This is a genomic window from Streptomyces sp. NBC_00224 (assembly GCF_041435195.1).
GTDB lineage: Bacteria > Actinomycetota > Actinomycetes > Streptomycetales > Streptomycetaceae > Streptomyces.
In genome coordinates this window covers 7,067,661-7,090,440 of the sequence record NZ_CP108106.1, presented here as the reverse complement: position 1 = coordinate 7,090,440, position 22,780 = coordinate 7,067,661, and the positions used below count along the sequence as shown (strand labels likewise).

The following is a 22,780-nucleotide window of genomic DNA, read 5'->3' as shown; positions in this document are numbered from 1 at the left end:
GAAGTGCGGTTGGAAGTGCGGTGATTCGTCTGCGGACCGGTGGTGGGCTGGTCGCGCCCGCGCGGCGGAGCCGCAAATGTCACAGCCCCGCGCCCCTAAAAATGCCGCTGCGCGGCAATCCCCTTGGGCGCCCCGGAGGGGCGCTTCCAGGGGCGCGGGGAACTGCGCGAGCAACCCAGCACGGTCCGCAGACGAATCACCGCACTTCCAGCGGAGCTCCCCGCGCAGGGGCGGGTGTCGTCAGCCGCCCAGCTCCTGGTGGCGGGCGTTCAGCCGCGCCGCGCCGTCGCTCGTCAGCGAGCCGAACAGACGCAGGCGGGAGATGCCGCCGTCGGGGAAGATGTCGACGCGCACGTGCGTGGCGACCGCGGGGGCGTCCAGCACGAACCGGTGGTTGGTGTCGGGCTGCAGACGGGTGCGGGGCAGGATCTCGCGCCACTCGCCCGCCTCGCCGTCGCGCACCGAGAGCGCCGCCCAGCCCGCCGAGTTGCCCTTGAGGTAGGCGGTGTCGATCTCGACCGCGCGGATCTCGGACTGGGCGGCCAGCTGGTAGCGGATCCAGTCGTTGCCCTTGTCGCGGCGGCGGCGGGTCTCCCAGCCGTCGTCCATCTTGCGTGAGCGGCCCGGCTGGATGGTGTTGGTGGCGGGCGAGTAGAAGCGGTCGGAGGCGTCCTCGACCTGCCCGCCGTTCTCCAGCGCCGCGAGGTCGAAGGTGCCGAGGACGGCGAGCCACTCCGGGTCCGGGGCGACCTCGCCGTACACGCGCAGCCGGGCGATGCCGCCGTCGGGGTGCTGGTTGACGCGCAGGTGCGTGAAGCGCTGCTCGACGTCGACGGCGAACCCGTTGGCCGCGTGGCCGCCGACCGCCGTACGGGGTACCAGGGTCACCCACTTCACGTCGTCGGCGAGCAGGTCCTCGGGCGACGGGGAGCCCGCCACCGAGGTGGCCTCCACGGAGACGGCCTGCGGGTAGTTGCCCCGGAAGTGGGCGGTGTCGACGACGATGCCGCGCACCACGCCGGGGGCGCCCAGGCGTACCAGGGCCCAGTCGTGGTCGTCGTCGGTGGGGTGCGGCTGAGCGGCCGAGACACCGCGGCGGCGGCGGGTCTCCCAGCCGTCCATGATCTTGCCCTTGTGGCCGAAGTGCTCGGGGTCGAACTCGGCGGCGTCGGGCTTGAGGAGGTTCTCGCGCTCGGCGAAGAACTCGTCGTTGGCGGCGGTGACGCCCGCGCCCAGGCGCCGGTCGGCGAGGTCCGCGTACCGCGTGAACGGGAAGTCGGCCGTGCGGTAGTCCGCGTAGGGGTCGCCGCCACCGTAGGGGCTGGCGTCACCGGTGAAAGAAGCCAGAGGAATGGAATGCAGTTCGCTCACGGTTTCAGTTGTTCCTTTCGAGCAGGCGGCCGGTGGGCTCGGTGAGGGTGCCGTTCTCCTGGATGCGCTCGCCGCGCAGCCAGGTCGACTTGACGACACCGTGCAGGGTCTTGCCCGCGTACGCGGTGACGCGGTTGCGGTGCTGGAGTTCCACGGGGTCGACGGTGAAGGTCGCGTCGGGGGCGAGCACGGCGAAGTCGGCGTCGCGGCCGGCCTCGATGGCGCCCTTGCGCCCCAGGCCGACCAGGCCCGCGGTGGCGGAGGACATCCAGCGCACCACGTCCTCCAGGGTGTGGCCGCGCCTGCGCGCCTCCGTCCAGACGGCCGAGAGGCTCAGCTGGAGGCCGGAGATCCCGCCCCACGCGGTGGCGAAGTCCTCCGTCTTGAGGTCGGCGGTGGACGGCGAGTGGTCGGTGACGACGCAGTCGATGGTGCCGTCGGCGAGCGCCGCCCACAGCAGGTCCTGGTTGGCGGCCTCGCGGATCGGCGGGCAGCACTTGAACTCGCTCGCGCCGTCCGGGACTTCCTCGGCGGTGAGGGTGAGGTAGTGCGGGCAGGTCTCGACGGTGAGCCGGACGCCCTCGCGCTTGGCGGCGGCGATCACCGGCAGTGCGTCGGACGACGACAGGTGCAGGATGTGCACCCGGGCGCCGACCCGCCTGGCGGCGGCGATCAGGGACTCGATGGCGGTGTTCTCCGAGACGCGCGGGCGGCTGGCCAGGAAGTCGGCGTACTTGGGGCCGGGCGTCTGCGGCGCGGCCGCCAGCTCGTGCGGGTCCTCGGCGTGCACGATCAGCAGCCCGTCGAAGCCCGCGATCTCGGCGAGCGACTGGGCCAGCTGGTCCTGGGCGAGCTCGGGGAACTCGGCCACGCCGGACGGCGAGAGGAACGCCTTGAAGCCGAAGACACCGGCGTCGTGGAGCGGCCGCAGGTCCTTGACGTTGTCCGGCAGCGCGCCGCCCCAGAAGCCGACGTCCACGTGCGCCTTGGAGCGGGCGACGTCCTGCTTGACGCGGAGGTTGGCCACCGTGGTGGTCGGCGGCAGGGAGTTGAGCGGCATGTCGACGAGGGTGGTGATGCCGCCCGCGGCCGCGGCCCGGGTGGCGGTCCAGAAGCCCTCCCACTCGGTGCGGCCCGGGTCGTTCACGTGCACGTGGCAGTCGACGAGGCCCGGCAGCAGCACGTCGTCGCCAAAGTCCTCCAGGCGCGCCCCGGCGGGCACCTCGGCGTCGTACGGCAGCACCGCGGCGATCACGCCGCCGGCGACGGCGACGGAGGCCGGGCGGGTGCCGTCGGGCGTGATGACGCGCGACGAGCGCAGTACCAGGTTGACGTCGGACACCCGAGCCCTCACTTCCGCGGTGGGGTGCACCCGCGCGGGGGAACCGTTCCCTCGGCGGAGTACAGCCGGCAAAAATTCAACGAACTGTTGAAGGAGTCTTCACGCCGATCAGGGAGCCGTCAAGGGTGCTCCGGGTCCGGGTGACGGCCAACGGCGTGGGTCTGGAGGTTTCCACAGAATGGAATTAGAATTTCGCTTCCCAGAATGTAGCTATCGCCACGGGGTGCCCCACCGGAACGGACAAACCCACTCTGACCGGCAAGGACGCCCTACGTACGCACTGTACGGCGGAGAACACACAGGTAGGCTGCTGCCTCGCCTGCCAGCTGAAAGGACCGCGCCCGTGCCGACGTCCAGCGCCAGCACCACCGACGCCTCCAAGCCATCCGCCGCGAGCGGTGGCGTCCAGTCCCTTGAGCGCGCCTTCGACCTTCTGGAGCGGATGGCCGACGCCGGGGGCGAGGTCGGCCTCAGCGAGCTCTCCGCCAGCAGCGGCCTCCCCCTGCCGACCATCCACCGTCTGATGCGCACCCTGGTGGCCTGCGGCTACGTACGCCAGCAGGCCAACCGGCGGTACGCGCTCGGCCCGCGCCTGATCCGCCTCGGCGAGTCCTCGTCCCGGCTGCTCGGCACCTGGGCGCGGCCGTATCTGGCCCGTCTGGTCGAGGAGACCGGCGAGACGGCGAACATGGCGCTGCTCGACGGGGACGAGATCGTGTACGTGGCGCAGGTGCCCTCGAAGCACTCGATGCGGATGTTCACCGAGGTGGGCCGACGGGTGCTGCCGCACTCCACGGGCGTGGGCAAGGCGCTCCTCGCGCACACCCCGCCGGAGGAGGTCCGGGCGCTGCTCGCCCGCACCGGCATGCCCGCCGCGACCGAGAAGACCATCACCACCCCGGACGGCTTCCTCGACGCGCTGGAGCAGGTGCGGCACGCGGGGTACGCGATCGACGACAACGAGCAGGAAATAGGAGTCCGCTGCCTCGCGGTGTCGGTGCCGAACTCCCCCACGGCCGCCGCCATCTCCATCTCGGGCCCGGCGGGCCGTGTGACGGAGGCGGCCACGGATCGGATCGTGCCGATCCTGCAGGGGGTTGCGGAGGAGCTGTCCGCAGCACTGGCGAACACGGGCCAGGGCTAGGCATTTCGGGTGCGGGCCGGTGGGGGCTGGTCGCGCAGTTCCCCGCGCCCCTTAAAAGCAACGGGGCGCCGCACCTCCTAGGGGCGCGGGGAACTGCGCGACCAGCCCCCACCGACCGTCAGCCGACCACGCGCCCCACACCGAGCCTCCCGTCCGCCATCTCCACCACGTGGTCCACCCGAGACAGGTGGGCCACGTCGTGCGTGACGAGCACAGTCGCCGTGCCACGCTCCCGGGTGAGCCGGACCAACAGGTCCAGTACAGAAGCCCCCCGGGCATGGTCGAGCGCACTGGTCGGCTCGTCCACCAGCAGCACCGACGGCGAGTTCATCAGCGCCCGAGCGATGTTCACCCGCTGCCGCTGCCCCCCGGACAGCTGGTGCGGACGCCGGTCCGCCCGGTCGGCGAGACCGACCGCGTCCAGGAGGTCGAGGGCCCGCGCCCGGGCCGCCCCGGGCCGCCGACCCGCCAGGTGCGCCATCACCTGGAGCTGCTCGGCGGCCGTCAGCGAGGGCAGCAGGTTCGGCTGCTGGAAGACGATCCCGACGTGCTCGCGCCGCAGCGCCGCCCGCTCGGCCGCGCTCAGCTCCCCCGTCTCGGCCCCGGCGAGCACCACCCGGCCCCGGTCGGGCGCGATCAGCGTCGCCGCCACCGCGAGCAGGCTGGACTTGCCCGAACCGGACGGCCCGACGCACGCCGTCAGGGTGCCGGGCGGCACGGCCAGCGACACCTCGTCGAGCGCGGTGAGCCGCCCGTCGCCGTCCGGGTAGGTCAGCGTCACGGAGTCCAGGAACAGCGGCGCGGTCATCGGGCACTCCCCAGCGCGGTCAGCGGGTCGACGGCGGTGATCCGCCGGATGGACAGGGCGGCGCCGAGCACGCCGAGGACGATCAGGACGAGCGCGGGGATCAGCGTGGTCCGTACGTCGAGGACGAACGGCACTGCGCCCTCGACGAGCCCGCCGACCGCCGCCGCCAGCCCCGTCCCGGTCGCCGTCCCCGCGCACAGCATCAGCACGGCCTGCCCCAGCGCGTCCCTCAGGAGGTAGGGCGTGGACGCGCCGAGCGCCTTGAGGACCGCGATGTCCCCGCTGCGCTGGATCGTCCACACGGTGAAGAACGCGCCCACGACCAGCGCCGAGATGACGAAGAGGAAGCCGCGCATCAGCTGGAGCGAACCGTTCTCGGCGCGGTAGGACGGCAGCGCCGAGAGCGCGCCGTCCGGGGTGCGGGTCGTGGTGCCCAGGGCCCGGTCCGCCGCCGCCAGGTCCACACCGTCGCCGAGGGTCAGGGCCACCACCGTGGCCGGGGCCCCGGGCGCGAGCGCCGTCCAGACGACCGGGGTGTGGCTGTACGAGTCCTCACCGCGCACCGCCGAGACCGTCAGCGCGCGCCCGTTGACGAGGACCTTGTCGCCGGCCCCGGCCCGCAGCTTGTCCGCCGCGCCCCGCGAGAGGACCACGGCCCCCTCCCGTACCGGAGCCAGACCCGAGCCGGGGCGGACGGCGAACACCGACACCGCCTCCGTCCGCTCCCCCGCCTTCGCGTTCACCGTGGAGATCGCGATCGGTTCGGCGCCGCGCACCCCGGGCGCCCGGCCCCACCCCTCCCAGGCGGACGGGCGAAGGACCGAGCTCGTGAACGACACGGCCCGGCCGCCCGGCGGCGCCGCGAAGGCGAGCCGGTCGGCGGGCAGCCCGACCACGGCCGAGGTGTTGTCCCGGGCGAGCCCGGCGGTCAGCCCGGACAACAGGCCGACGAGCAGGGTGATGAGCACCACCACCGTGCCCATCAGCGCGAACCGGCCCTTGGCGAACCGGAGGTCTCTCCATGCGACGAACATGGCTCCAGCCTTCCGGCCCAGGGGCGCCGGGACATCGCGCCACAGCACACATCGACCGGATCGAAGGACGGATGCGCACATCAAACTTTCGGTTGACCGGGCCGGGGCCGGGCCCGCTTACGCTGGAAGACCTATGGACTCCCGCCCCCACACCCCGGTCGCCCGGCTGCTGCGCCTGTGTCTGCACGCGCTGCTCGCCGGGCTGCTCGCGCTCGTCGCGGCACGGGCGGTGGGCGACGCGGTGGTCCTGGCGGCGGTGGGCGCGATGGCGGCGGTGTACGCGGCGGGGGTGCTGACGCCCGCCGTGCGGCCCCGCACCCGCGCGGGCGCCGTCTGGCTCGGGGCGCTCTGCGCGGTCTGGCTGGTGCTGCTCACCCTCTCGCCGGACGCCCTGTGGGTGGCCTTCCCCCTCTACTTCCTCCAGCTGCACCTGCTGCCGCAGCGCTGGGGCCTGCCCGCCGTGGCGGCGACGGCGGGCGCGGCCATCGCGAGCTTCCTGCTCCACGGCGAGCAGGTCACGCCCGGCACCTTCATCGGGCCGCCGCTCGGCGCGGCCGTGGCGGTGGCGACGGTCCTCGGCTACGACGCGCTGTACCGGGAGAGCGAGCGGCGGCGCGAGCTGATCGAGGAGCTGGTGTCGACCCGCGCCGAGCTCGCCGGGGCGGAGCGCGCGGCGGGCACGCTGGCCGAGCGCGAACGCCTCGCCCGGGAGATCCACGACACGCTGGCGCAGGGCCTGTCCTCCATCCAGCTCCTGCTGCGGGCCGCCGAGCGCGCGCTCGCGCCGGACGACCCGGCCCGTACCCATGTCGAGCAGGCCCGTGCGGCCGCCCAGGACAACCTGGCGGAGGCCCGCCGTTTCGTACGGGCGCTGACCCCGCCCGGTCTGGAGCGGGCCTCGCTGCCCGGCGCCCTGGAGCGCCTGTGCGCCTCGACGCCCGGTCCCGCCGTGCAGTTCGGGGTGAGCGGCACACCGGTCGAGCTGCCCACGCCGTACGAGGTCGCGCTGCTGCGGATCGCCCAGTCGGCGCTCGCCAACACGGTCCGGCACGCGGCGGCACAGCGCGCGGAGATCACGCTGAGCTTCATGGACACCTCGGTGGCACTGGATGTCGTCGACGACGGCAAGGGCTTCGACCCGGGCCGCGAGCGCCCGTCCGGCACCGGCGGCTTCGGGCTGCCGGCGATGCGGTCGCGGGCCCGTTCGCTCGGCGGCACCCTGAGCGTCGAGTCGGCGCCGGGCCAGGGCACGGCGGTCGCGATCACCCTGCCGCTGCCGGTGCCGGAACGGGGTGCGGTGTGACCACCTCGCCGATCAGGCTGCTGCTCGCCGACGACCACCCGATCGTACGGGCGGGGCTGCGGGCCGTCCTCGGCACCGAGCCGGACTTCACGGTGGCCGGGGAGGCCGCGACCGCCGAGCGGGCGGTGGAGCTGGCGGCCTCGGGCGGCTTCGACGTGGTGCTGATGGACCTTCAGTTCGGCGCCGGGATGCACGGCTCGGCCGCCACCGCCGCGATCACCGCCCGGCCGGGCGCGCCCCGGGTGCTCGTCCTCACCACGTACGACACGGACGCCGACATCCTGGCGGCCGTGGAGGCGGGCGCGGCCGGGTATCTGCTGAAGGACGCGCCGCCGGAGGAGCTGGCAGCGGCCGTACGGACGGCGGCGGCCGGTCAGTCGGCGCTGGCCCCGGCGGTGGCGCACCGGCTGATGGACCGGATGCGCACCCCGGCCGAGGCGCTCACCCGCCGGGAGCTGGAGGTGCTGCAACTGGTCGGCGACGGGCTCTCCAACCTGCAGATCAGCAAGCGGCTCTTCCTCAGCCAGGCGACCGTCAAGTCCCATCTCGTGCATATCTACGCCAAGTTGGGAGTGGAGTCGCGCACGGCGGCGGTCGCGGCGGCCGGCGCGCGCCGGCTGATCCGGCAGCCGGGCTGATTTCCTCTACGCCCACGCGTCCCGGGCGCCCCGGGCGGGCATGCATGCGGCATGTGTCCGGCCTGACCCCGCGCGGAGGCCCGTATGCCACAGACAGCCCGCCAGTACTGGTGGAATCTGCAAGGGCGCACCAGACTCAACTTCAACTGGGGCATCATCAACCACGACTCGACCGTGATCATCACCGCGTCCGAGTACAGCGTGGACAACAACGATCCCCGGCACAGCCCCCGGTTCGTCGGCGCCGCCACGATCACGGTGGAGAACATCAGCCCGCACTCGCCGCCCTACGACCCGAACCACGGCGTCACATTCACGGTCAACGTGGAGTGGGGCGCGCCGCTGCACATCGTCACCGACATCACGGTCCTGGACGGCCCGCCGGTCGCCATCGAGTACCAGAACGGCTGAGGGGGGCCGATGCCGCGTACCGCACGCCAGTACTGGGCCGGCCTCCAGGGCCGCACCGCGCTGAACTTCAACTGGGGCATCATCGACCACGACTCGACGGTCGTGGTCACGGTCTCCGAGTACAGCGTCGACCCCAACGACCTCAAGCACAGCCCCCGGTTCCTCGGCGCGGCGCCGGTGCGGGTCAGCAACATCAGCCCGCACTCGCCGCCGTACGACCCCAACCACGGGGTGACCTTCGTGGTCACCGTCGACTGGGGCGCCCGGCTGCACATCGTCACCGACATCACGGTCCTGGACGACAAGCCGGTCTACCGGCTGTGGGACGGCGGCCGGTTGGCCTTTGCGATGCAGCGCCAGCAGCAGACCAACTGGTGCTGGGCCGCCGTGTCGACCAGCATCGCGCTGTTCTACAACGCGGGCAGCACCTGGACCCAGTGCGCGGTGGCCAACTCGCAGACCGGGCGCACCGACTGCTGCGGCGGCGGGGCGAGCGGGGCGGGCTGCAACTCGCAGCAGCCGCTGGACAATCCGCTCAGGATCGTCGGCCACTTCGACCGGATGGTCTCCAACCGGGTGGACTTCGCAACCGTCGAGTCCGAGATCAAGGCGGGCCGCCCGCTGTGCGTCCGGATCGGCTGGTCGACCGGCGGCGGCCACTTCCTCACCGCGATGGGCGTGGACGCGCCGCAGAGCGGCTCGGACGCGATCGTGGCCGTCGACGACCCGATCTACGGCCGCTCCGACCAGGTCTACAACACGCTCGCGACCAACTACCAGGGCAGCGGAACCTGGACCCACAGCTACTACACCCGGGCATAGGGACGGACCATGGCGCTTCAAGTACCGCAGCCACCCCAGGAGTCGCGCTCGGCCGCCGAGGCCGGGGTCGAGCTCCTCGCGGGCCTCGGCCGGGTCCGCACCGCGATGCTGCTGCCCGCCGCGGCCGACGAGCTCCGGCTGGCGCATCCGCTGCAGATGTACGTGATCGGGCTCGGCGATCTGCCGGGCGGCCTGGACCGGGCCCAACCGGTCGCCTGGCGCTATCTCGTCCAGCACGACTCGGGGCCGGTCGCGCTCGCCGAGACGGTACGGGACGAGGCGGGCGGCCATGTCTTCAGCCAGCTCAACTACGGGCCGTTCGTGGCCGGGACGGCGGGCGCGCTGGCGGCCGCCGGGCGTGAGCCGGGCGACGCGGAGGTGCGGCTGCTGCACCTGCCGGCCGTCCATCTGATCGCCGTCTGGCTGCACTCGCCCGCCTCGGACACCCTGGTCCCGGCGGCCCCGGCACCGCCGGGCATCGAGGCGAACCGCGCGTATCCGGTGGCGGAGCTCTTCGCGCTGCTCGCCCGGAACGCGCCGCAGGACGTGCTGCCGCCGGAGGCGGAGGACGACCGGGGCGGGGGCTGACCGGGGCGGGGGCTGACGCCCTTCGGGCTCCCGCCCGTGAGCCCCCTGCCGCCGGGGGCTCACACCCGCAGCGCGAAGTCCTGTGCCGTCGCCCGGCGCAGCTCCCGGACCCCGCCCTTGGGGGCGCGCGGCGCCGGCACGGCCAGCAGCGGGCACCGCGCGTGCCGCAGCACGTACCGGCGCACCCGGGCCCGCCGGGCCCGCGTCCGCGCGCCCACCACCAGCAGGTCGTCCGGGCGGTGCGCGACCGCGCACAGCGCGGGCCCCGGCCGCCCGCGCACCGCCGCTTCGCGGACCTCGACGCCCGGCGGCAGCCCGCCGAACGCGTCCGCGAAGGCCTCGTCGAGGCGCTGCCGGGCGTCCTGCTCCCAGTGCGCCGCCCATGCCGGGTCGGGTCGGCGCAGATACAGATACTCGCCCTCGGGCGGCTCCCACGCGATCACCGCGAGCAGGGTGCGGCCGCCGCGCCGCGCCTCCTCGGCGGCGGCGCGCAGGGCGGCCAGGCTGCCGAGCGAACCGCTCACGCCCACGACCACCCGCCCCGCGCCCGGCCCGCCGTGCCGCCCGTTCACTCGTCCCGCCCCTTCCACAGCCGAAGGGCCCGCAGCCGGCCGAGGGAGACCGGCCTCGGCCGCTCCTCGCTGCGCCGCTGCATCTCCCGCTCGAACCGGTCCGTCACCGTGCCTGTCACTGTGCCCATGACCGTCGCCTCGCCCTGCATGGTTCTCGTCCTTTCCAGCCGTACCAGACCAATGCGTTGACACCTCCTGAGTCTGTAGGGTGATTGGCCTGGACAGCAGGGCCAATCCAAGGGAGTTGGTATGGCAGGGATGGGAACGGTCCACTCCTTGGGCGGCGTGGCCGACAGCAGCCGGACACTGGGCAGCCGTCAGCTGGCCACCCTGGTCGCCGCCACCGCCGGGGAGCGCCCCGGCTATCGCGCACTCGCCCAGGGCGTCCGCACGCTCCTGCTCGACGGGCGTATTCCGCTGCACACGAGGCTGCCCGCCGAGCGGGAGCTGGCCGTCGCCCTCGCGGTGAGCCGGGCCACCGTGACCGCCGCGTACGACCTGCTGCGCGAGGGCGGGTACGCGCTGAGCCGCCGGGGCGCGGGCACCTGGACCGAGCTGCCGGCCGGCCAGCGCCCGGCCAATGTGGCCAGCTTCCCGGACGGCGCGGACACCATCGACCTGGCGATGGCGGCGCCCGCCGCGCCGGAGGCCGAGTACGCCGAGGCGCTGGCGCTCGCCGGGGCGCGGCTGACCGGCCATCTGCGCACCCCGGGCTACCACCCGCTCGGCCTGCCCGAGCTGCGCGCGGCCGTCGCCGAGCGGTACACCCGGCGCGGGCTGCCGACGCTCCCCGACCAGATCCTGATCACCACCGGTGCCCAGCAGGCCCTCTCACTGGTGCTTGGGCTGCTCGGGCGCCCCGGCGACCGCGTCCTGGTCGAGAGCCCGTCGTACGCCAACGGCCTGGACGCGATCCGGTACGCCGGGCTGCGCATGACGCCCGTGCCGGTGACGGACGACGGCTGGGACGGCGAGCTGATGGAGTGCGCGCTGCGGCAGACCGCGCCCCGGCTCGCCTATCTGATCCCGGACTTCCACAATCCGACCGGCGCCCTGATGGGGCCCGAGCAGCGCGCCCGGCTGCTGCGCTCGGCGCGCGCCACCGGGACGTGGCTGCTGGTCGACGAGACGATGGCGGAGATGGCGCTGGACGTCCCGGCGCCCGTCCCGCTCGCGTCGCTGGCGCGGCACGGCGAGGCGGAGCAGATCGTGACGGTCGGCTCGCTGAGCAAGACGCACTGGGGCGGGCTGCGCATCGGCTGGGTGCGGGCGAGTTCGCGGCTGATCACCGAACTGGCGGCCACCCGGATCCACCGGGACATGGCGTCCTCGGTCCTGGACCAGCTGGTGGCGCTGGAGCTGCTGCCCGGGATGGACGCGGTGCTGGTGGCACGGCTGGCCCAGATGCGCGAGCGCCGCACGGCCCTGGCGGACGCCCTGACCCACCACCTGCCCGAGTGGCGCTGGCAGTTGCCGCCGGGCGGCCTGACGCTCTGGGTCGACCTGGGCCGCCCGATCGCGGGCGCCCTGTGCCAGGCGGCCCTGGCCCACGGAGTACGCCTCCAGGGCGGCGCCCGCTTCGCGGCGGACCCGGGCACGCACGAGCATCGCCTGCGGATCCCGTACTGCATGCCGCCGGATGTGACGCGGGAGGCGGTCCGCCGCCTCGCGGCAACCCTGTCCGCGGGCCTGCCCGCGACCCCGAGGGAACTCGACCGCCCGCACTGGGTGGCGTAGCCGGCCCGGTGTTCGTCTGCGGGTGAGTGGGGGGGCTGGTCGCGCAGTTCCCCGCGCCCCTGAAGCGCCCCTTCGGGGCGCCCAGGGGATTGCCGCGCAGCGGCATTCTTAGGGGCGCGGGGAACTGCGCGACCAGCCACAGACAACCCGCAGACGAATCCCGGGCCAACGCGCTAGCGTCGCGGCTCCCCGAATAAGTCCACCGCCTCCCGAACCGCCTTCACGGCCACGGAGAGCGCGCTCACCGAGCCGATGGACCCCGCGATCAGCAACAGCGAGCGGCGCAGCCGCAAAACCTCCGGCGCCCCGGACACCGCCATCGCATCCAGCGCCGCGAGCTCGTCCTCCGCGACGGCCCGGTCCGGGAACTCCCCCGGATACCCCGCCAGCTCCCGCCGCAGCCGCGCCACGGCAACGCGCAGCCCCGCCACCCTGGGATCCGCACTGCCGGTCACGGGCCACTGCTCCACGCGTCGCAACAAAATTCCTTCCCCACGCACATCTTCGTGCCGGTGCTCACAGCCCGTCAGCGAAGGTCAACTGACGGGAGTTGCGGGCCAGTTAACGCCATCGCGCCGGGCGCGCGCCACCGTGTGGACGGAATTCGGGGGGAGCATTCGGTATACGTGGTGCCATGACACAACCGACGAAGGACGAACCGCAGGTCGTGGGCCTGCTGCTGGCCGCGGGCGGCGGACGCCGCCTCGGCGGCAGGCCCAAGGCCCTGTTGACGCACCGGGGCCGCCCGCTGGTGGAGCACGCGGTACGGGTGCTGCGCGAGGGCGGCTGCACCACCGTGCACGTGGTGCTCGGCGCCGCCGCGGACGAGGTGCGCGCCCGCGCCCTGCTGGACGGCTGCGTGCTGATCGACAACCCGGAGTGGCCCGAGGGCATGGGCTCCTCCCTGCGCGCGGGCCTCGCCTCGCTGGCCGCGACGGGAGCCGGGGCCGCCCTGGTGAGCCTGGTGGACCAGCCCGGCATCGGCGCGGAGGCGATCGGCCGCGTCAGGGCCGCGTACCGCTCACCGGCCTCGCTCGTGGCGGCCGCGTACGAGGGGAGGCGCGGCCATCCCGTGCTCTTCGGCGCCGACCGGTGGCAGCCGGTGGCGACGAGCGCGCGGGGCGACCGCGGGGCGCGCGCCTACCTCGCGGCGCACGAGCCGGAGATCACGCTCGTCGAGTGCGGGGACGTGGCCGAGCCGTACGACATCGACACGGAGGCGGATCTCGGGCGCCTGGACTGATCCTCCGGTACACCTGGAGTGAACGCGGTGGCACCGAGCGCCACGGTCTGTCGACCCGGAGAATCTCGATATCAACAAACCATTGAACTTCCACTATGAGGAAACTAGTATCCACTGTTCAGAAGCGCCCGATTGATTGAGACGGCGCCCCCAGTCGCATTCCGGGGTCCTGGCACTGAGTGCCTTTTCTGACTTCCGGCGGCCGGTGAGGGCACCGCCCGCGAAGGAGTGACAGCACATGTCCGCACCAGCGCCGTCCCCGCTGGCCATCGTCGACGCCGAGCCCCTGCCCCGGCAGGACGAGGTGCTCACCGACGCGGCCCTCGCCTTCGTGGCCGAGCTGCACCGGCTGTTCACGCCCCGCCGTGACGAGCTGCTGCTCCGCCGCCAGGAGCGCCGCGAGGAGATCGCCCGCACCTCCACGCTCGACTTCCGCCCCGAGACGGCCGCCGTGCGCGAGGGCGACTGGAAGGTCGCCCCGGCCCCGGCCGCGCTCAACGACCGCCGGGTCGAGATCACCGGCCCGACCGACCGCAAGATGACCATCAACGCGCTCAACTCGGGCGCCAAGGTCTGGCTCGCCGACTTCGAGGACGCCTCCGCCCCCACCTGGGAGAACGTCGTCACGGGCCAGCTCAACCTGATCGACGCGTACGAGCGCAGGATCGACTTCACCGACCCGAGGTCCGGCAAGTCGTACGCGCTCAAGGACGCCGACCAGCTCGCCACCGTCGTGATGCGCCCGCGCGGCTGGCACCTGGAGGAGCGCCACCTGCGCTTCGACGGCCGCCCGGTGCCCGGCGCCCTGGTCGACTTCGGCCTCTACTTCTTCCACAACGCCAAGCGCCTCATCGAGCTCGGCAAGGGCCCGTACTTCTACCTCCCCAAGACCGAGTCGTACCTGGAGGCCCGCCTCTGGAACGACGTCTTCGTCTTCGCCCAGGACTACGTCGGCATCCCGCAGGGCACGGTCCGCGCGACCGTCCTGATCGAGACGATCACGGCCGCGTACGAGATGGAGGAGATCCTCTACGAGCTGCGCGACCACGCCGCCGGGCTCAACGCGGGCCGCTGGGACTACCTCTTCTCCATCGTCAAGAACTTCCGTGACGGCGGCGCCAAGTTCGTCCTGCCGGACCGCAACCTCGTGACGATGACGGCGCCCTTCATGCGGGCGTACACCGAACTGCTCGTCCGCACCTGCCACAAGCGCGGCGCGCACGCCATCGGCGGCATGGCGGCCTTCATCCCGTCCCGCAAGGACGCCGAGGTCAACAAGGTCGCGTTCGAGAAGGTCAAGGCCGACAAGGACCGCGAGGCGGGCGACGGCTTCGACGGCTCCTGGGTCGCCCACCCGGACCTCGTCCCGATCGCCATGGCCTCCTTCGACGCGGTCCTCGGCGACCGGCCGAACCAGAAGGACCGGCTGCGCGAGGACGTCTCGGTGGCGCCCGGCGACCTGATCGCCATCGACTCGCTGGACGCGAAGCCCACCTACGACGGTCTGCGCAACGCCGTCCAGGTCGGCACCCGCTACATCGAGGCCTGGCTGCGCGGCCTCGGCGCCGTCGCCATCTTCAACCTCATGGAGGACGCGGCCACCGCCGAGATCTCCCGCTCGCAGATCTGGCAGTGGATCAACGCGGGTGTGGTGTTCGAGAACGGCGAGCTCGCCACCGCCGACCTCGCCCGCAAGGTCGCGGCCGAGGAACTGGCCGCGATCCGCGCCGAGATCGGCGAGGAGGCCTTCGCGGCCGGCCGCTGGCAGCAGGCCCACGACCTGCTCCTGAAGGTCTCCCTCGACGCGGACTACGCGGACTTCCTGACGCTGCCCGCGTACGAGCAGCTGGTCGGCTGACCCGACGTCACTCCACGCGGGGCCGGGGCGAATCCTTCGCCTCCGGCCCCGCGCCGGGTCCGCCCTGCCAGAATGAGCGGATGTTACGTGGAGGCAGGGTCGCCGTAGTCGGCGGCAGTATCGCCGGGTGTGCCGCGGCGCTGGCCGCACACCGGGGCGGCGCGGCGGAAGTCACCGTGTTCGAACGGGCCTCGGGCCATCTCGCGGACCGGGGCGTGGGACTCGCCATGCACAACGGCCGGTACGCGGAGCTGGAGGCGGCCGGTTACATGGCAGCCGCGATGCCGTGGCTCCAGCTGAACCGGCGCTGCTGGTACGTGAAGGACGGCTCGGCGCCGCTGGGTCGGCGCATCGGGGTGCTGCCGTTCCCGTTCCGTACGTACAACTGGGGCCCGCTGTGGCACGAACTGCGCGACCGGGTACCCGAGTCGGCCGACTTCCGGTCCGGGACGGCTGTCACCGCGGTGGAGGTCACCCCGGACGGCGTGGAGCTGGCGACCGGGTCCGACGGCAGGAGCGAGCGGTTCGACCTGGTGATCGGCGCCGACGGGTACCGTTCGGCGGTGCGCACGGCCGCGTGCCCCGAGGTGCGTCCGAAGTACGCGGGCTATCTGGCCTGGCGGGGCGCCTTCGCGGCCGAGCGGCTGCTGGCCCCGGAGCTGTGGCCGGACGAGGACTGCGTGTACGCCGTGTTCCCCGGCGGGCACGTCATCATCTACCGCATCCCCGACGGCCGGGGCGGGCTGCGGGTCAACTGGGTGCTGTACACCGCACCTCCCCCGGACCTCGACCTGCGCTTCGACAATCCGACCAGCCTGCCGCCCGGCACCCTCGCCGCGACCCTGCACACCCGGCTCGCCCACATCGCGGACACGCAACTGGCGCCCTACTGGGGTCAGTTGGTGCGCACGACCACAGCCGACGAGCTCTTCGTCCAGCCGATGTACGACTTCACCGCGCCGCACTACGCCACCGGCCGGCTGGTCCTCGCGGGCGACGCGGCGACGGTGGCCCGCCCGCACACCGGCGGCGGCGCGGTCAAGGCGCTCCAGGACGCCACCGCCCTGGAGGCGTGCCTCACCACCGCACCGGACTGGCGGGCGGCGCTGAGTGCGTACGACACGGGCCGGGCTGCGACCGGCCGGTCCATGGTCGAACTGGGCCGGCAACTCGGCCTCGGCCTCGTGGAGCAAACGCCGGACTGGAGCGCGATGGACCAGAGCGGCCTGGAGAAGTGGTGGCAACAGGCCGATGGCTCGGGCGCGTTCGGCGGACGGCAGCTCAACTCGTAGAGCCTCAGCCTCCGATGACGACCGTGCGCTGGGCCGAGAAGTCGCCCCACTTCCCGTCGGGCAGCTGGGCGCGGAGTTTGACGCTGTAGCGGGTGCCCGGCTTCTCGGCCGAGACGGTGAGGCCGTACGACACCCGGCCCGGGGGCGGCGACGCGCCGAACACGATCGTGGTGGTGAGGCGTCCGTCGAGGAAGAGCTGGTACGAGGTGACCGGGCCGCCCGTGTCCGGCGGGCGCCAGGACAGCTCGACGGTCGGCACCCCCGCCGCCTCCCCGTAGCGCGCGCTCAGCCCGGTGGGCGCCGTACTGGCGGGCGCGCCCGGAGCCGAAGCCGTGGTGAGGTCGACGGCGGCGCTGTCCGGCGAGGAGTTGTCGGCGGCGTCGCGGGCCCGCACGGTGAAGCTGTAGACGGTCCCGGGCCGCAGCCCGGTGACCCGGGCGCCGCTCTCGCGCCCGGAGACGCTGTGGATCCGCACGTCCTCCTGGTAGATGTCGTACGAGGTGACGCCCACGTCGTCGGTGGCTCGCCGCCAGCTCAGCGTCGCCGCGCGGCTCCCGTCGGCCCGGCCCCGCGGCGCCCCCGGCGCGGTGGGCGGCCCGTGGTCGGCGGGGCCGGGCGCGGGCGTGGTGACGGCCACGGGGGCGCTGGGGGCGGAGAGGTTCCCGGCGGCGTCGCGGGCGCGCACGGTGAAGCTGTAGGCGGTCGCCGGGGCGAGCCCGTCGACGTCGATCATGTGCTTCTCGCCCGGCACCGCCTTGGCCCGGGTGCCCCGCTGGAGGACCTCGTACCCGGTGACTCCCTTGTCGTCGGCCGACGCCTCCCACATGACGTGCACGGAGGTGGCGCTGCTCGCCTGCGCGGTCACGGTGCCCGGCACCGTCGGCGCCCGCCCGTCCCGTTCGTCGGCGGTGGCCGAGCAGGCGGCGAGGACGAGGACGGCGCAGACCAACACGGCGTATCCGGTGGGGCGTCGCACAGTCGGGCCCTCCTCCGTACGAGATGGTCCAGACCTATATCGCACAGGTGGCGGCGCTCGGCAAGAGGGCGGACGACTCCGGTCGCACCGTTCCCGTAAAGGAAGTCGCGCCGGACGCGATGAGTTCCGGCCGCCGGGCCGGTCTGCACTGTCATGGATACCCAGACGCAGACCCCCCGGCCCGACCTCGGCCCCGCCGCCCGCGCCGTGGCCGCCTTGCTCGACGGTGTACGGGACGAGCAGCTCGGGGCGCCGACGCCCTGCCCGAAGTACTCCGTACGCGAGCTCCTCGGGCACATCGCCGGGCTCACCACCGCCTTCGACTCGGCCGCCCGCAAGGAGTTCGGGCCCTCGACCGCCACCGACCCCGGGTCCGTCACGCCCGTACTGCCCGAGGACTGGCGCACCGGGCTGCCCGGGCGGCTGGCGGCACTGGCCGAGGCGTGGCGCGCGCCGGACGCCTGGGACGGGGACACCCAGGCGGGCGGCATCACCTTCCCCGCCGCGATCGCGGGCGTCGTCGCGCTCAACGAACTCGTCGTCCACGGCTGGGACCTGGCCCGGGCCACCGGCCAGCCGTACGACCCGGGCGCCGCGAGCCTGGAGGTGGTGCACGGCTTCTTCGACGCGAGCCGGGACGACGCGATGCGCGCCCCCGCGTTCGGGCCGGTCGTCGAGGTGCCGAAGAACGCCCCACTGCTGGACCGGGTGGTCGGGCTCAGCGGGCGGGATCCGGGCTGGGCAGCCTGAGCCCGGCGGCCCGGTGCCGCGCACGGTGAAGGCCGCGGGCCCGCTCGTGCCCGCGGCCTCCCGGCCGGGCAACCTCAACCGGTCTTCTGCGCCTCCTTCGTGGGGATCCTGAGCTGGTTGAAGCCGTAGTACACCGCGAGCAGCCCGTGCGCGGCGAGCGTCAGCGGCGCCGAGACGAAGGCGAGCAGGACCGTCGCCGGGTAGGCGAGCGAGCCGAGCGCGAAGCGGGCGCGGGTGGCCCGGGCGGCCGCGGAGTCGACGCGGTCGTCGAAGAGATGGCCGGTCCGCGTCACATGCCACCACAGCGCCTGGAAGTTGATGGCCATGACGACCATGAGTCCGCTGTAGACGGCGGCGGCCACGTGTGACGCGTTGTCCTCCCTGAGGTATTCGGCCATCAGCCCTGCCGGCCAGGGGATCGCCGCGACGGTCATGAGCAGCAGCAGATTGAGGAACATCAGCGTGCGGTCGACGCGTACCACGTAGCTGAAGAGCGTGTGGTGGTTGACCCACATGATGCCGATGACCAGGAAGCTCACCACATAGGCGGCGTACGAGGGCCACTGGTGGCCCAGATCGCTCCAGAGGTGGTCGCCCGCGTGCGGGGGCACCTTGATTTCCAGGATCAGGAGGGTGATCGCGATGGCGAAAACGCCGTCGCTGAACGCCTCGACCCGGCTCGATTCATTCACCGGGTGAACTGAACCCGACGCGGCCGGATTCTTCAACTTCCTTGTGACACAAGGCTGTACGCCTCCGCCCGGCCAGTGGTAGGAAAGTTTCCTAACAAAACAGTGAACGACGAACTCCCCCCAGGAGGTCTGGTGCTCACCCCCCACCACAGCGCCCTCGCACGTCGTCTCAGGATCACCGCGTCCGCCGTGCTCGGCGCCGCCGTGATCGCCGTACCCGCGGCCACGGCCACCGCCGCGACCAGCCACAATGCCCCCATGGCAGCAGCGGCGACCGGGCTCGACGACCCGGCCAAGAAGGAAATAGCGATGGAGCTCGTCTCCAGCGCGGAGAACTCCTCACTGAACTGGAAGGCCCAGTACAAGTACATCGAGGACATCGGCGACGGCCGGGGCTACACCGCCGGCATCATCGGGTTCTGTTCCGGCACCGGCGACATGCTCGACCTCGTCGAGCTCTACGCCGACCGCGAGCCGGGGAACGTGCTCCAGAAGTACCTGCCCGCGCTGCGCAAGGTGAACGGGAGCGACTCGCACGCCGGGCTCGACCCCAACTTCACCAAGGACTGGAAGACGGCCTCTTCGGAGACCGCCTTCAAGAACGCCCAGAACGACGAGCGGGACCGGGTCTACTTCGACCCGGCCGTCAAGCAGGGCAAGGCCGACGGAGTGGGCACGCTCGGGCAGTTCATGTACTACGACGCCATCGTCATGCACGGCGACGGCACCGACCCCACCAGCTTCAGCAGCATCCGCAAGAAGGCGCTGGCCAAGGCGAAGCCGCCGTCCCAGGGCGGCGACGAGACGAAATACCTGGGCGCCTTCCTCGACGCCCGCGTCTGGGCGATGAAGCAGGAGGAGGCGCACAGCGACACCAGCCGCGTCGACACCGAGCAGCGGGTGTTCCTGAAGAAGGGCAACCTCAACCTGAACACCCCGCTGGACTGGAAGGTCTACGGCGACCCGTACCACATCGGCTGATCGGGCCTCATGACAGAGCGGCGCGTACGACACGGGTAGGTGTCGTACGCGCCGCTCGCGCGCGGGCCGGGCCGGCGGGCTCAGTGCGCGGCCACCACGGGTTCCACGAGCACGGCGGATTCCTCCGAACTCGCCTTCCGGCCAAGGTGGTTGAAGGCCAGGTTGAGTACGATCGCGACCACACAGCCGGTGGAGATGCCGGAGTCGAGCACCACCCGGACGTTCTCCGGGAAGGCGTCGTAGAAGGTCGGCGCGGCGATCGGGATCAACCCGATGCCGAGGGCGGCGGCGACGATCAGGGCGTTCTCGCCCTGCTCCAGGGCCGCCGTGGCCAGCGTCTGGATGCCGCTGGCCGCGACCGACCCGAAGAGCACGATGCCCGCGCCGCCGAGCACCGGCAGCGGCACCAGCGCGATCACCGACGCGGCCACCGGGCACAGGCCCAGCAGGATGAGGATGCCGCCGCCGGTGGCGACCACGAAGCGGCTGCGCACCTTGGTCATCGCGACCAGGCCGATGTTCTGCGCGAAGGCGCTGGCCATGAAGCCGTTGAAGAGCGGGCTGACCGCGCTGCCGAGGGTGTCGGCGCGCAGTCCGCCCTCGATGGTCCGCTCGTCGGCCGGCCGTCCGACGATCTTGCCGAGCGCCAGCATGTCGGCGGTCGACTCGGTCATGCAGACCAGCATCACGATGCACATCGAGACGATGGCGGCGGCCTCGAAGTGCGGGGCGCCGAAGTGGAACGGCGTGGGGAAGCCGACCGCGTCCGCGCCCCGGATCGCGTCCAGACTGGTCATGCCGAACGGCACGGCGACCAGGGTGCCGACGACCAGGCCGAGCAGGATCGCGATCTGCTGGAGGAACCCGCGCAGCAGCCTGCGCAGCGCGAGCACGATCACCAGGGTGAGCGCGGCCATGCCGATGTTCTTCGTCGAACCGTAGTCGTGGGCGGCCTCGTTGCCGCCCTGCGCCCAGCGAAAGGCGACCGGCAGCAGCGAGACGCCTATCAGGGTGATCACGGTGCCGGTGACCACGGGCGGGAAGAAGCGGAGCAGCCTGCTGAAGTACGGGGCGAGCACGAAGCCGAGCACACTGGCGACGATCACCGCCCCGAAGATGACGGCCATGCCCTCATGGCCGCGGTCCTTGCCGATGGCGATCATCGGGGTGACACCGGCGAACGAGACGCCGTTGACGAACGGGAGGCGGGCGCCGACCTTCCAGAACCCGAGGGTCTGGAGGAGGGTGGCGAGCCCGGCGGTGAAGAGACTCGCGCCGATCAGGAACGCGGTCTCCTTGGGGGTGAGCCCTACGGCGGGCCCGACGACCATGGGCGGGGCCACCACACCCGCGTACATCGCGGCCACGTGCTGGAGGCCGCTGGTGAACATCTTCAGTGGGGGCAGGGTCTCGTCGACCGGGTGCTTCTGACTGGCGGGGTCGGGAGTGACTGCATCGTTGCGAAACCTGGGCTGCGGGGCCACGGGCGGTTCCTCCGGTCGGTTACGCGTCGGCGGTGACGCGGGTGTCAGGGAGGTGGTGCAGTGTGACGCGTGCGTGATGCGGCGGTGTTACGTACGGCGTACGGCAGGGTCTCGTACGGGTACGACGTGCGGCGTGGAACGGCGGTGCACCGTGCGGGGATGGGCACGGGTCACCGTCCCGGTGGGTGCGCACGTCCATGTGGTGCGCACCCACCGGGCGCGGCTGCCGCGGACCCCGCTCGGGTCCACGGCGACCGGCCGAGGGCCGTCCCCCTCGGCCGGACTCCTGGGCGGGAATCCCGGGCCGGATCAGCCCTGCGCGGCGATCCGCGCGAGGCGCTGCGCCTCGTCCCGCGTGGCGCGGGCGATGGCGTCCTCGTCGACGTTGAGGAGGCGGTTGTCCTCGACGATCTGCTTGCCGTTGACGAACGACGCCGTCACCGGGGCGGCGGCGCCGAAGACCAGGGCGGTCACCGGGTCGGCGATGGAGGCGTGGGCCAGGGTGTCGAGCTTCCAGAGCACGAAGTCGGCGAGCTTGCCCGCTTCGAGGGAGCCGATCTCGGCCGCGCGGCCGAGCACCTGGGCGCCGCCGTACGTACCGAGCCGCAGCGCCTGGCGGGCGTTGAGGGCGGCCTCGCGGTGCGCGCCGAGGCGGTTGATCAGGAGCGCGTTGCGCAGTTCGGTGTGGAGCTCGCCGGACTCGTTGGAGGCGGTTCCGTCGACACCGAGACCGACCGGGACACCCGCCTTCAGCATGTCGGGGACGCGGGCGATGCCGGCCGCGAGGCGTGCGTTGGAGGACGGACAGTGCGCGACGCCGGTGCCGGTGCGGGCGAACGCGGCGATGTCGGAGTCGTTCATGTGGACGCAGTGCGCCATCCACACGTCCTGGCCGAGCCAGCCGGTCGACTCGAAGTAGTCGGTGGGGCCCATGCCGAACAGCTCCTTGCAGAACTGCTCCTCCTCCACGGTCTCCGACCCGTGGGTGTGCAGCCGTACGCCCTTGGAGCGGGCCAACTCGGCGCCCTGCTTCATGAGTTCGGTGGAGACCGAGAACGGCGAGCAGGGGGCGACGGCGACCTGGGTCATCGAGCCGAAGGAGGCGTCGTGGAACCGGTCGACGGTCTCGGCGGTCGCCGAGAGCGCTCCGTCCAGGGTCTCCACGGCGAAGTCCGGCGGCAGTCCGCCGTCCTTCTTGCTGCGGTCCATGGAGCCGCGGGCGAGGGTGAACCGTACGCCCATCTCGCTCGCGGCACCGATGATGGCGCCCGAGAGGTCGCCCGCGTTCTGCGGATACACGTAGTGGTGGTCCATCGCGGTGGTGACACCGCCGCGGGCCATCATGGCGAGCGAGCCCTGCGCGGCGACGCGGCCCATCTGCTCGTCGATGCGCGCCCAGGTGGGGTAGAGCGCCACGAGCCAGTTGAAGAGGTTGTGGTCGGTGGCCAGGCCGCGCGTGATCCACTGGTAGAAGTGGTGGTGCGTGTTGACCAGACCGGGGGTCACCAGGTGACCGGTGCCGTCGATGCGGCGGACCACGTTCGTAAGGCCCTCCGGGGCCCTGCCCGCGCCGATCGACTCGATCGTGTTGTCGGCGACGACGAGGTACCCCGAGGCGTACTCGGTGTCGTCGGCGTCTACGGTCGCGATCGCGCAGTTCTCGATGACGATGCGCTGGGCTGCCGATGGTGCCATCGTGCTTCCTCTTCTTTCACTGGAAAACGAGAGTGGGCA

At 72.6% G+C, this 22,780-nt stretch carries 23 protein-coding genes; 12 read left to right on the top strand and 11 right to left on the bottom strand.

The window, feature by feature from the left end:
• Positions 1 to 240 precede the first annotated feature (240 nt).
• On the bottom strand, positions 241 to 1,362 hold the full coding sequence (alc, locus tag OG965_RS31610; RefSeq protein ID WP_371657112.1) for an allantoicase: 1,122 nt from the start codon (positions 1,360 to 1,362) through the stop codon (positions 241 to 243).
• Positions 1,363 to 1,375: 13 nt separating this feature from the next.
• Positions 1,376 to 2,713, bottom strand: coding sequence for an allantoinase AllB (gene allB, locus OG965_RS31605; RefSeq protein WP_371655454.1), 1,338 nt, complete (start codon positions 2,711 to 2,713; stop codon positions 1,376 to 1,378).
• A 343-nt stretch (positions 2,714 to 3,056) separates the two neighbouring features.
• On the opposite strand from allB, the gene OG965_RS31600 reads away from it, so the two are divergent.
• Positions 3,057 to 3,857 carry an IclR family transcriptional regulator gene (locus tag OG965_RS31600; RefSeq protein ID WP_371655453.1) on the top strand — a complete coding sequence of 267 codons (801 nt, stop codon included), beginning with the start codon at positions 3,057 to 3,059 and terminating at the stop codon, positions 3,855 to 3,857.
• Positions 3,858 to 3,975: 118 nt separating this feature from the next.
• On the opposite strand, the gene OG965_RS31595 is transcribed toward OG965_RS31600, so the two are convergent.
• Positions 3,976 to 4,665, bottom strand: a complete 690-nt coding sequence (locus OG965_RS31595; protein ID WP_371655452.1) for an ABC transporter ATP-binding protein — start codon at positions 4,663 to 4,665, stop codon at positions 3,976 to 3,978.
• Entirely contained in the window at positions 4,662 to 5,699 is a 1,038-nt protein-coding gene (locus OG965_RS31590; protein ID WP_371655451.1) for an ABC transporter permease, read from the bottom strand. Before OG965_RS31590 ends, OG965_RS31595 begins: the two co-directional genes overlap by 4 nt.
• 133 nt (positions 5,700 to 5,832) lie before the next feature.
• On the opposite strand from OG965_RS31590, the gene OG965_RS31585 reads away from it, so the two are divergent.
• From OG965_RS31585 to OG965_RS31565, 5 genes are all read left to right on the top strand, one after another.
• Positions 5,833 to 7,002: a sensor histidine kinase gene (locus tag OG965_RS31585; protein ID WP_371655450.1), complete on the top strand. Its 1,170-nt coding sequence runs from the start codon at positions 5,833 to 5,835 to the stop codon at positions 7,000 to 7,002.
• Positions 6,999 to 7,640: a response regulator gene (locus OG965_RS31580; protein ID WP_371655449.1), complete on the top strand. Its 642-nt coding sequence runs from the start codon at positions 6,999 to 7,001 to the stop codon at positions 7,638 to 7,640. Before OG965_RS31585 ends, OG965_RS31580 begins: the two co-directional genes overlap by 4 nt.
• Positions 7,641 to 7,724: 84 nt before the next feature.
• Positions 7,725 to 8,051 (top strand): hypothetical protein, encoded by a 327-nt coding sequence (locus OG965_RS31575; RefSeq protein WP_067161647.1) that lies wholly within the window; start codon positions 7,725 to 7,727, stop codon positions 8,049 to 8,051.
• Positions 8,052 to 8,060: 9 nt separating this feature from the next.
• Positions 8,061 to 8,873: a papain-like cysteine protease family protein gene (locus OG965_RS31570; protein ID WP_371655448.1), complete on the top strand. Its 813-nt coding sequence runs from the start codon at positions 8,061 to 8,063 to the stop codon at positions 8,871 to 8,873.
• 9 nt (positions 8,874 to 8,882) lie between these two features.
• Positions 8,883 to 9,461: a hypothetical protein gene (locus OG965_RS31565; RefSeq protein ID WP_371655447.1), complete on the top strand. Its 579-nt coding sequence runs from the start codon at positions 8,883 to 8,885 to the stop codon at positions 9,459 to 9,461.
• Positions 9,462 to 9,520: 59 nt separating this feature from the next.
• Here the strand turns inward: OG965_RS31565 and OG965_RS31560 are convergent, their stop codons facing one another.
• Both OG965_RS31560 and OG965_RS31555 read right to left on the bottom strand, forming a co-directional pair.
• Entirely contained in the window at positions 9,521 to 10,033 is a 513-nt protein-coding gene (locus tag OG965_RS31560) for a universal stress protein (RefSeq protein WP_371655446.1), read from the bottom strand.
• Complete coding sequence (locus tag OG965_RS31555) at positions 10,030 to 10,161, bottom strand: hypothetical protein (RefSeq protein ID WP_371655445.1); 132 nt, start codon at positions 10,159 to 10,161, stop codon at positions 10,030 to 10,032. Before OG965_RS31555 ends, OG965_RS31560 begins: the two co-directional genes overlap by 4 nt.
• Before the next feature lie 121 nt (positions 10,162 to 10,282).
• Between OG965_RS31555 and OG965_RS31550 the strand changes: the two genes are divergently transcribed.
• On the top strand, positions 10,283 to 11,770 hold the full coding sequence (locus OG965_RS31550; RefSeq protein WP_371655444.1) for a PLP-dependent aminotransferase family protein: 1,488 nt from the start codon (positions 10,283 to 10,285) through the stop codon (positions 11,768 to 11,770).
• A 173-nt stretch (positions 11,771 to 11,943) separates the two neighbouring features.
• Here OG965_RS31550 and OG965_RS31545 read toward each other — a convergent pair whose 3' ends face one another.
• On the bottom strand, positions 11,944 to 12,252 hold the full coding sequence (locus OG965_RS31545; protein WP_371655443.1) for a DUF5955 family protein: 309 nt from the start codon (positions 12,250 to 12,252) through the stop codon (positions 11,944 to 11,946).
• Between the two features lie 152 nt (positions 12,253 to 12,404).
• Here OG965_RS31545 and OG965_RS31540 point away from each other — a divergent pair, with 152 nt between their 5' ends.
• The 3 genes from OG965_RS31540 (at position 12,405) to OG965_RS31530 (ending at position 16,163) form a co-directional block, all read left to right on the top strand.
• Entirely contained in the window at positions 12,405 to 13,013 is a 609-nt protein-coding gene (locus OG965_RS31540) for an NTP transferase domain-containing protein (RefSeq protein ID WP_371655442.1), read from the top strand.
• A gap of 238 nt (positions 13,014 to 13,251) precedes the next feature.
• Positions 13,252 to 14,871 carry a malate synthase A gene (gene aceB / locus OG965_RS31535; protein WP_371655441.1) on the top strand — a complete coding sequence of 540 codons (1,620 nt, stop codon included), beginning with the start codon at positions 13,252 to 13,254 and terminating at the stop codon, positions 14,869 to 14,871.
• 80 nt (positions 14,872 to 14,951) lie between these two features.
• Positions 14,952 to 16,163, top strand: coding sequence for an FAD-dependent monooxygenase (locus OG965_RS31530; protein WP_371655440.1), 1,212 nt, complete (start codon positions 14,952 to 14,954; stop codon positions 16,161 to 16,163).
• A 4-nt stretch (positions 16,164 to 16,167) separates the two neighbouring features.
• Here the strand turns inward: OG965_RS31530 and OG965_RS31525 are convergent, their stop codons facing one another.
• Positions 16,168 to 17,139: a fibronectin type III domain-containing protein gene (locus OG965_RS31525; RefSeq protein WP_371655439.1), complete on the bottom strand. Its 972-nt coding sequence runs from the start codon at positions 17,137 to 17,139 to the stop codon at positions 16,168 to 16,170.
• A 153-nt stretch (positions 17,140 to 17,292) separates the two neighbouring features.
• On the opposite strand from OG965_RS31525, the gene OG965_RS31520 reads away from it, so the two are divergent.
• Positions 17,293 to 17,889 carry a TIGR03086 family metal-binding protein gene (locus tag OG965_RS31520; RefSeq protein ID WP_371655438.1) on the top strand — a complete coding sequence of 199 codons (597 nt, stop codon included), beginning with the start codon at positions 17,293 to 17,295 and terminating at the stop codon, positions 17,887 to 17,889.
• A 74-nt stretch (positions 17,890 to 17,963) separates the two neighbouring features.
• Here the strand turns inward: OG965_RS31520 and OG965_RS31515 are convergent, their stop codons facing one another.
• The gene (locus OG965_RS31515; RefSeq protein ID WP_371655437.1) at positions 17,964 to 18,581 is read right to left on the bottom strand and encodes a TMEM175 family protein; all 618 of its coding nucleotides are present in this window, start codon (positions 18,579 to 18,581) and stop codon (positions 17,964 to 17,966) included.
• Positions 18,582 to 18,713: 132 nt separating this feature from the next.
• On the opposite strand from OG965_RS31515, the gene OG965_RS31510 reads away from it, so the two are divergent.
• Positions 18,714 to 19,562, top strand: coding sequence for a chitosanase (locus OG965_RS31510; RefSeq protein WP_371655436.1), 849 nt, complete (start codon positions 18,714 to 18,716; stop codon positions 19,560 to 19,562).
• Between the two features lie 80 nt (positions 19,563 to 19,642).
• Here the strand turns inward: OG965_RS31510 and OG965_RS31505 are convergent, their stop codons facing one another.
• Entirely contained in the window at positions 19,643 to 21,046 is a 1,404-nt protein-coding gene (locus tag OG965_RS31505) for a nucleobase:cation symporter-2 family protein (RefSeq protein ID WP_371655435.1), read from the bottom strand.
• Between the two features lie 309 nt (positions 21,047 to 21,355).
• Entirely contained in the window at positions 21,356 to 22,741 is a 1,386-nt protein-coding gene (locus OG965_RS31500; protein ID WP_371655434.1) for an 8-oxoguanine deaminase, read from the bottom strand.
• Positions 22,742 to 22,780: the final 39 nt, after the last annotated feature.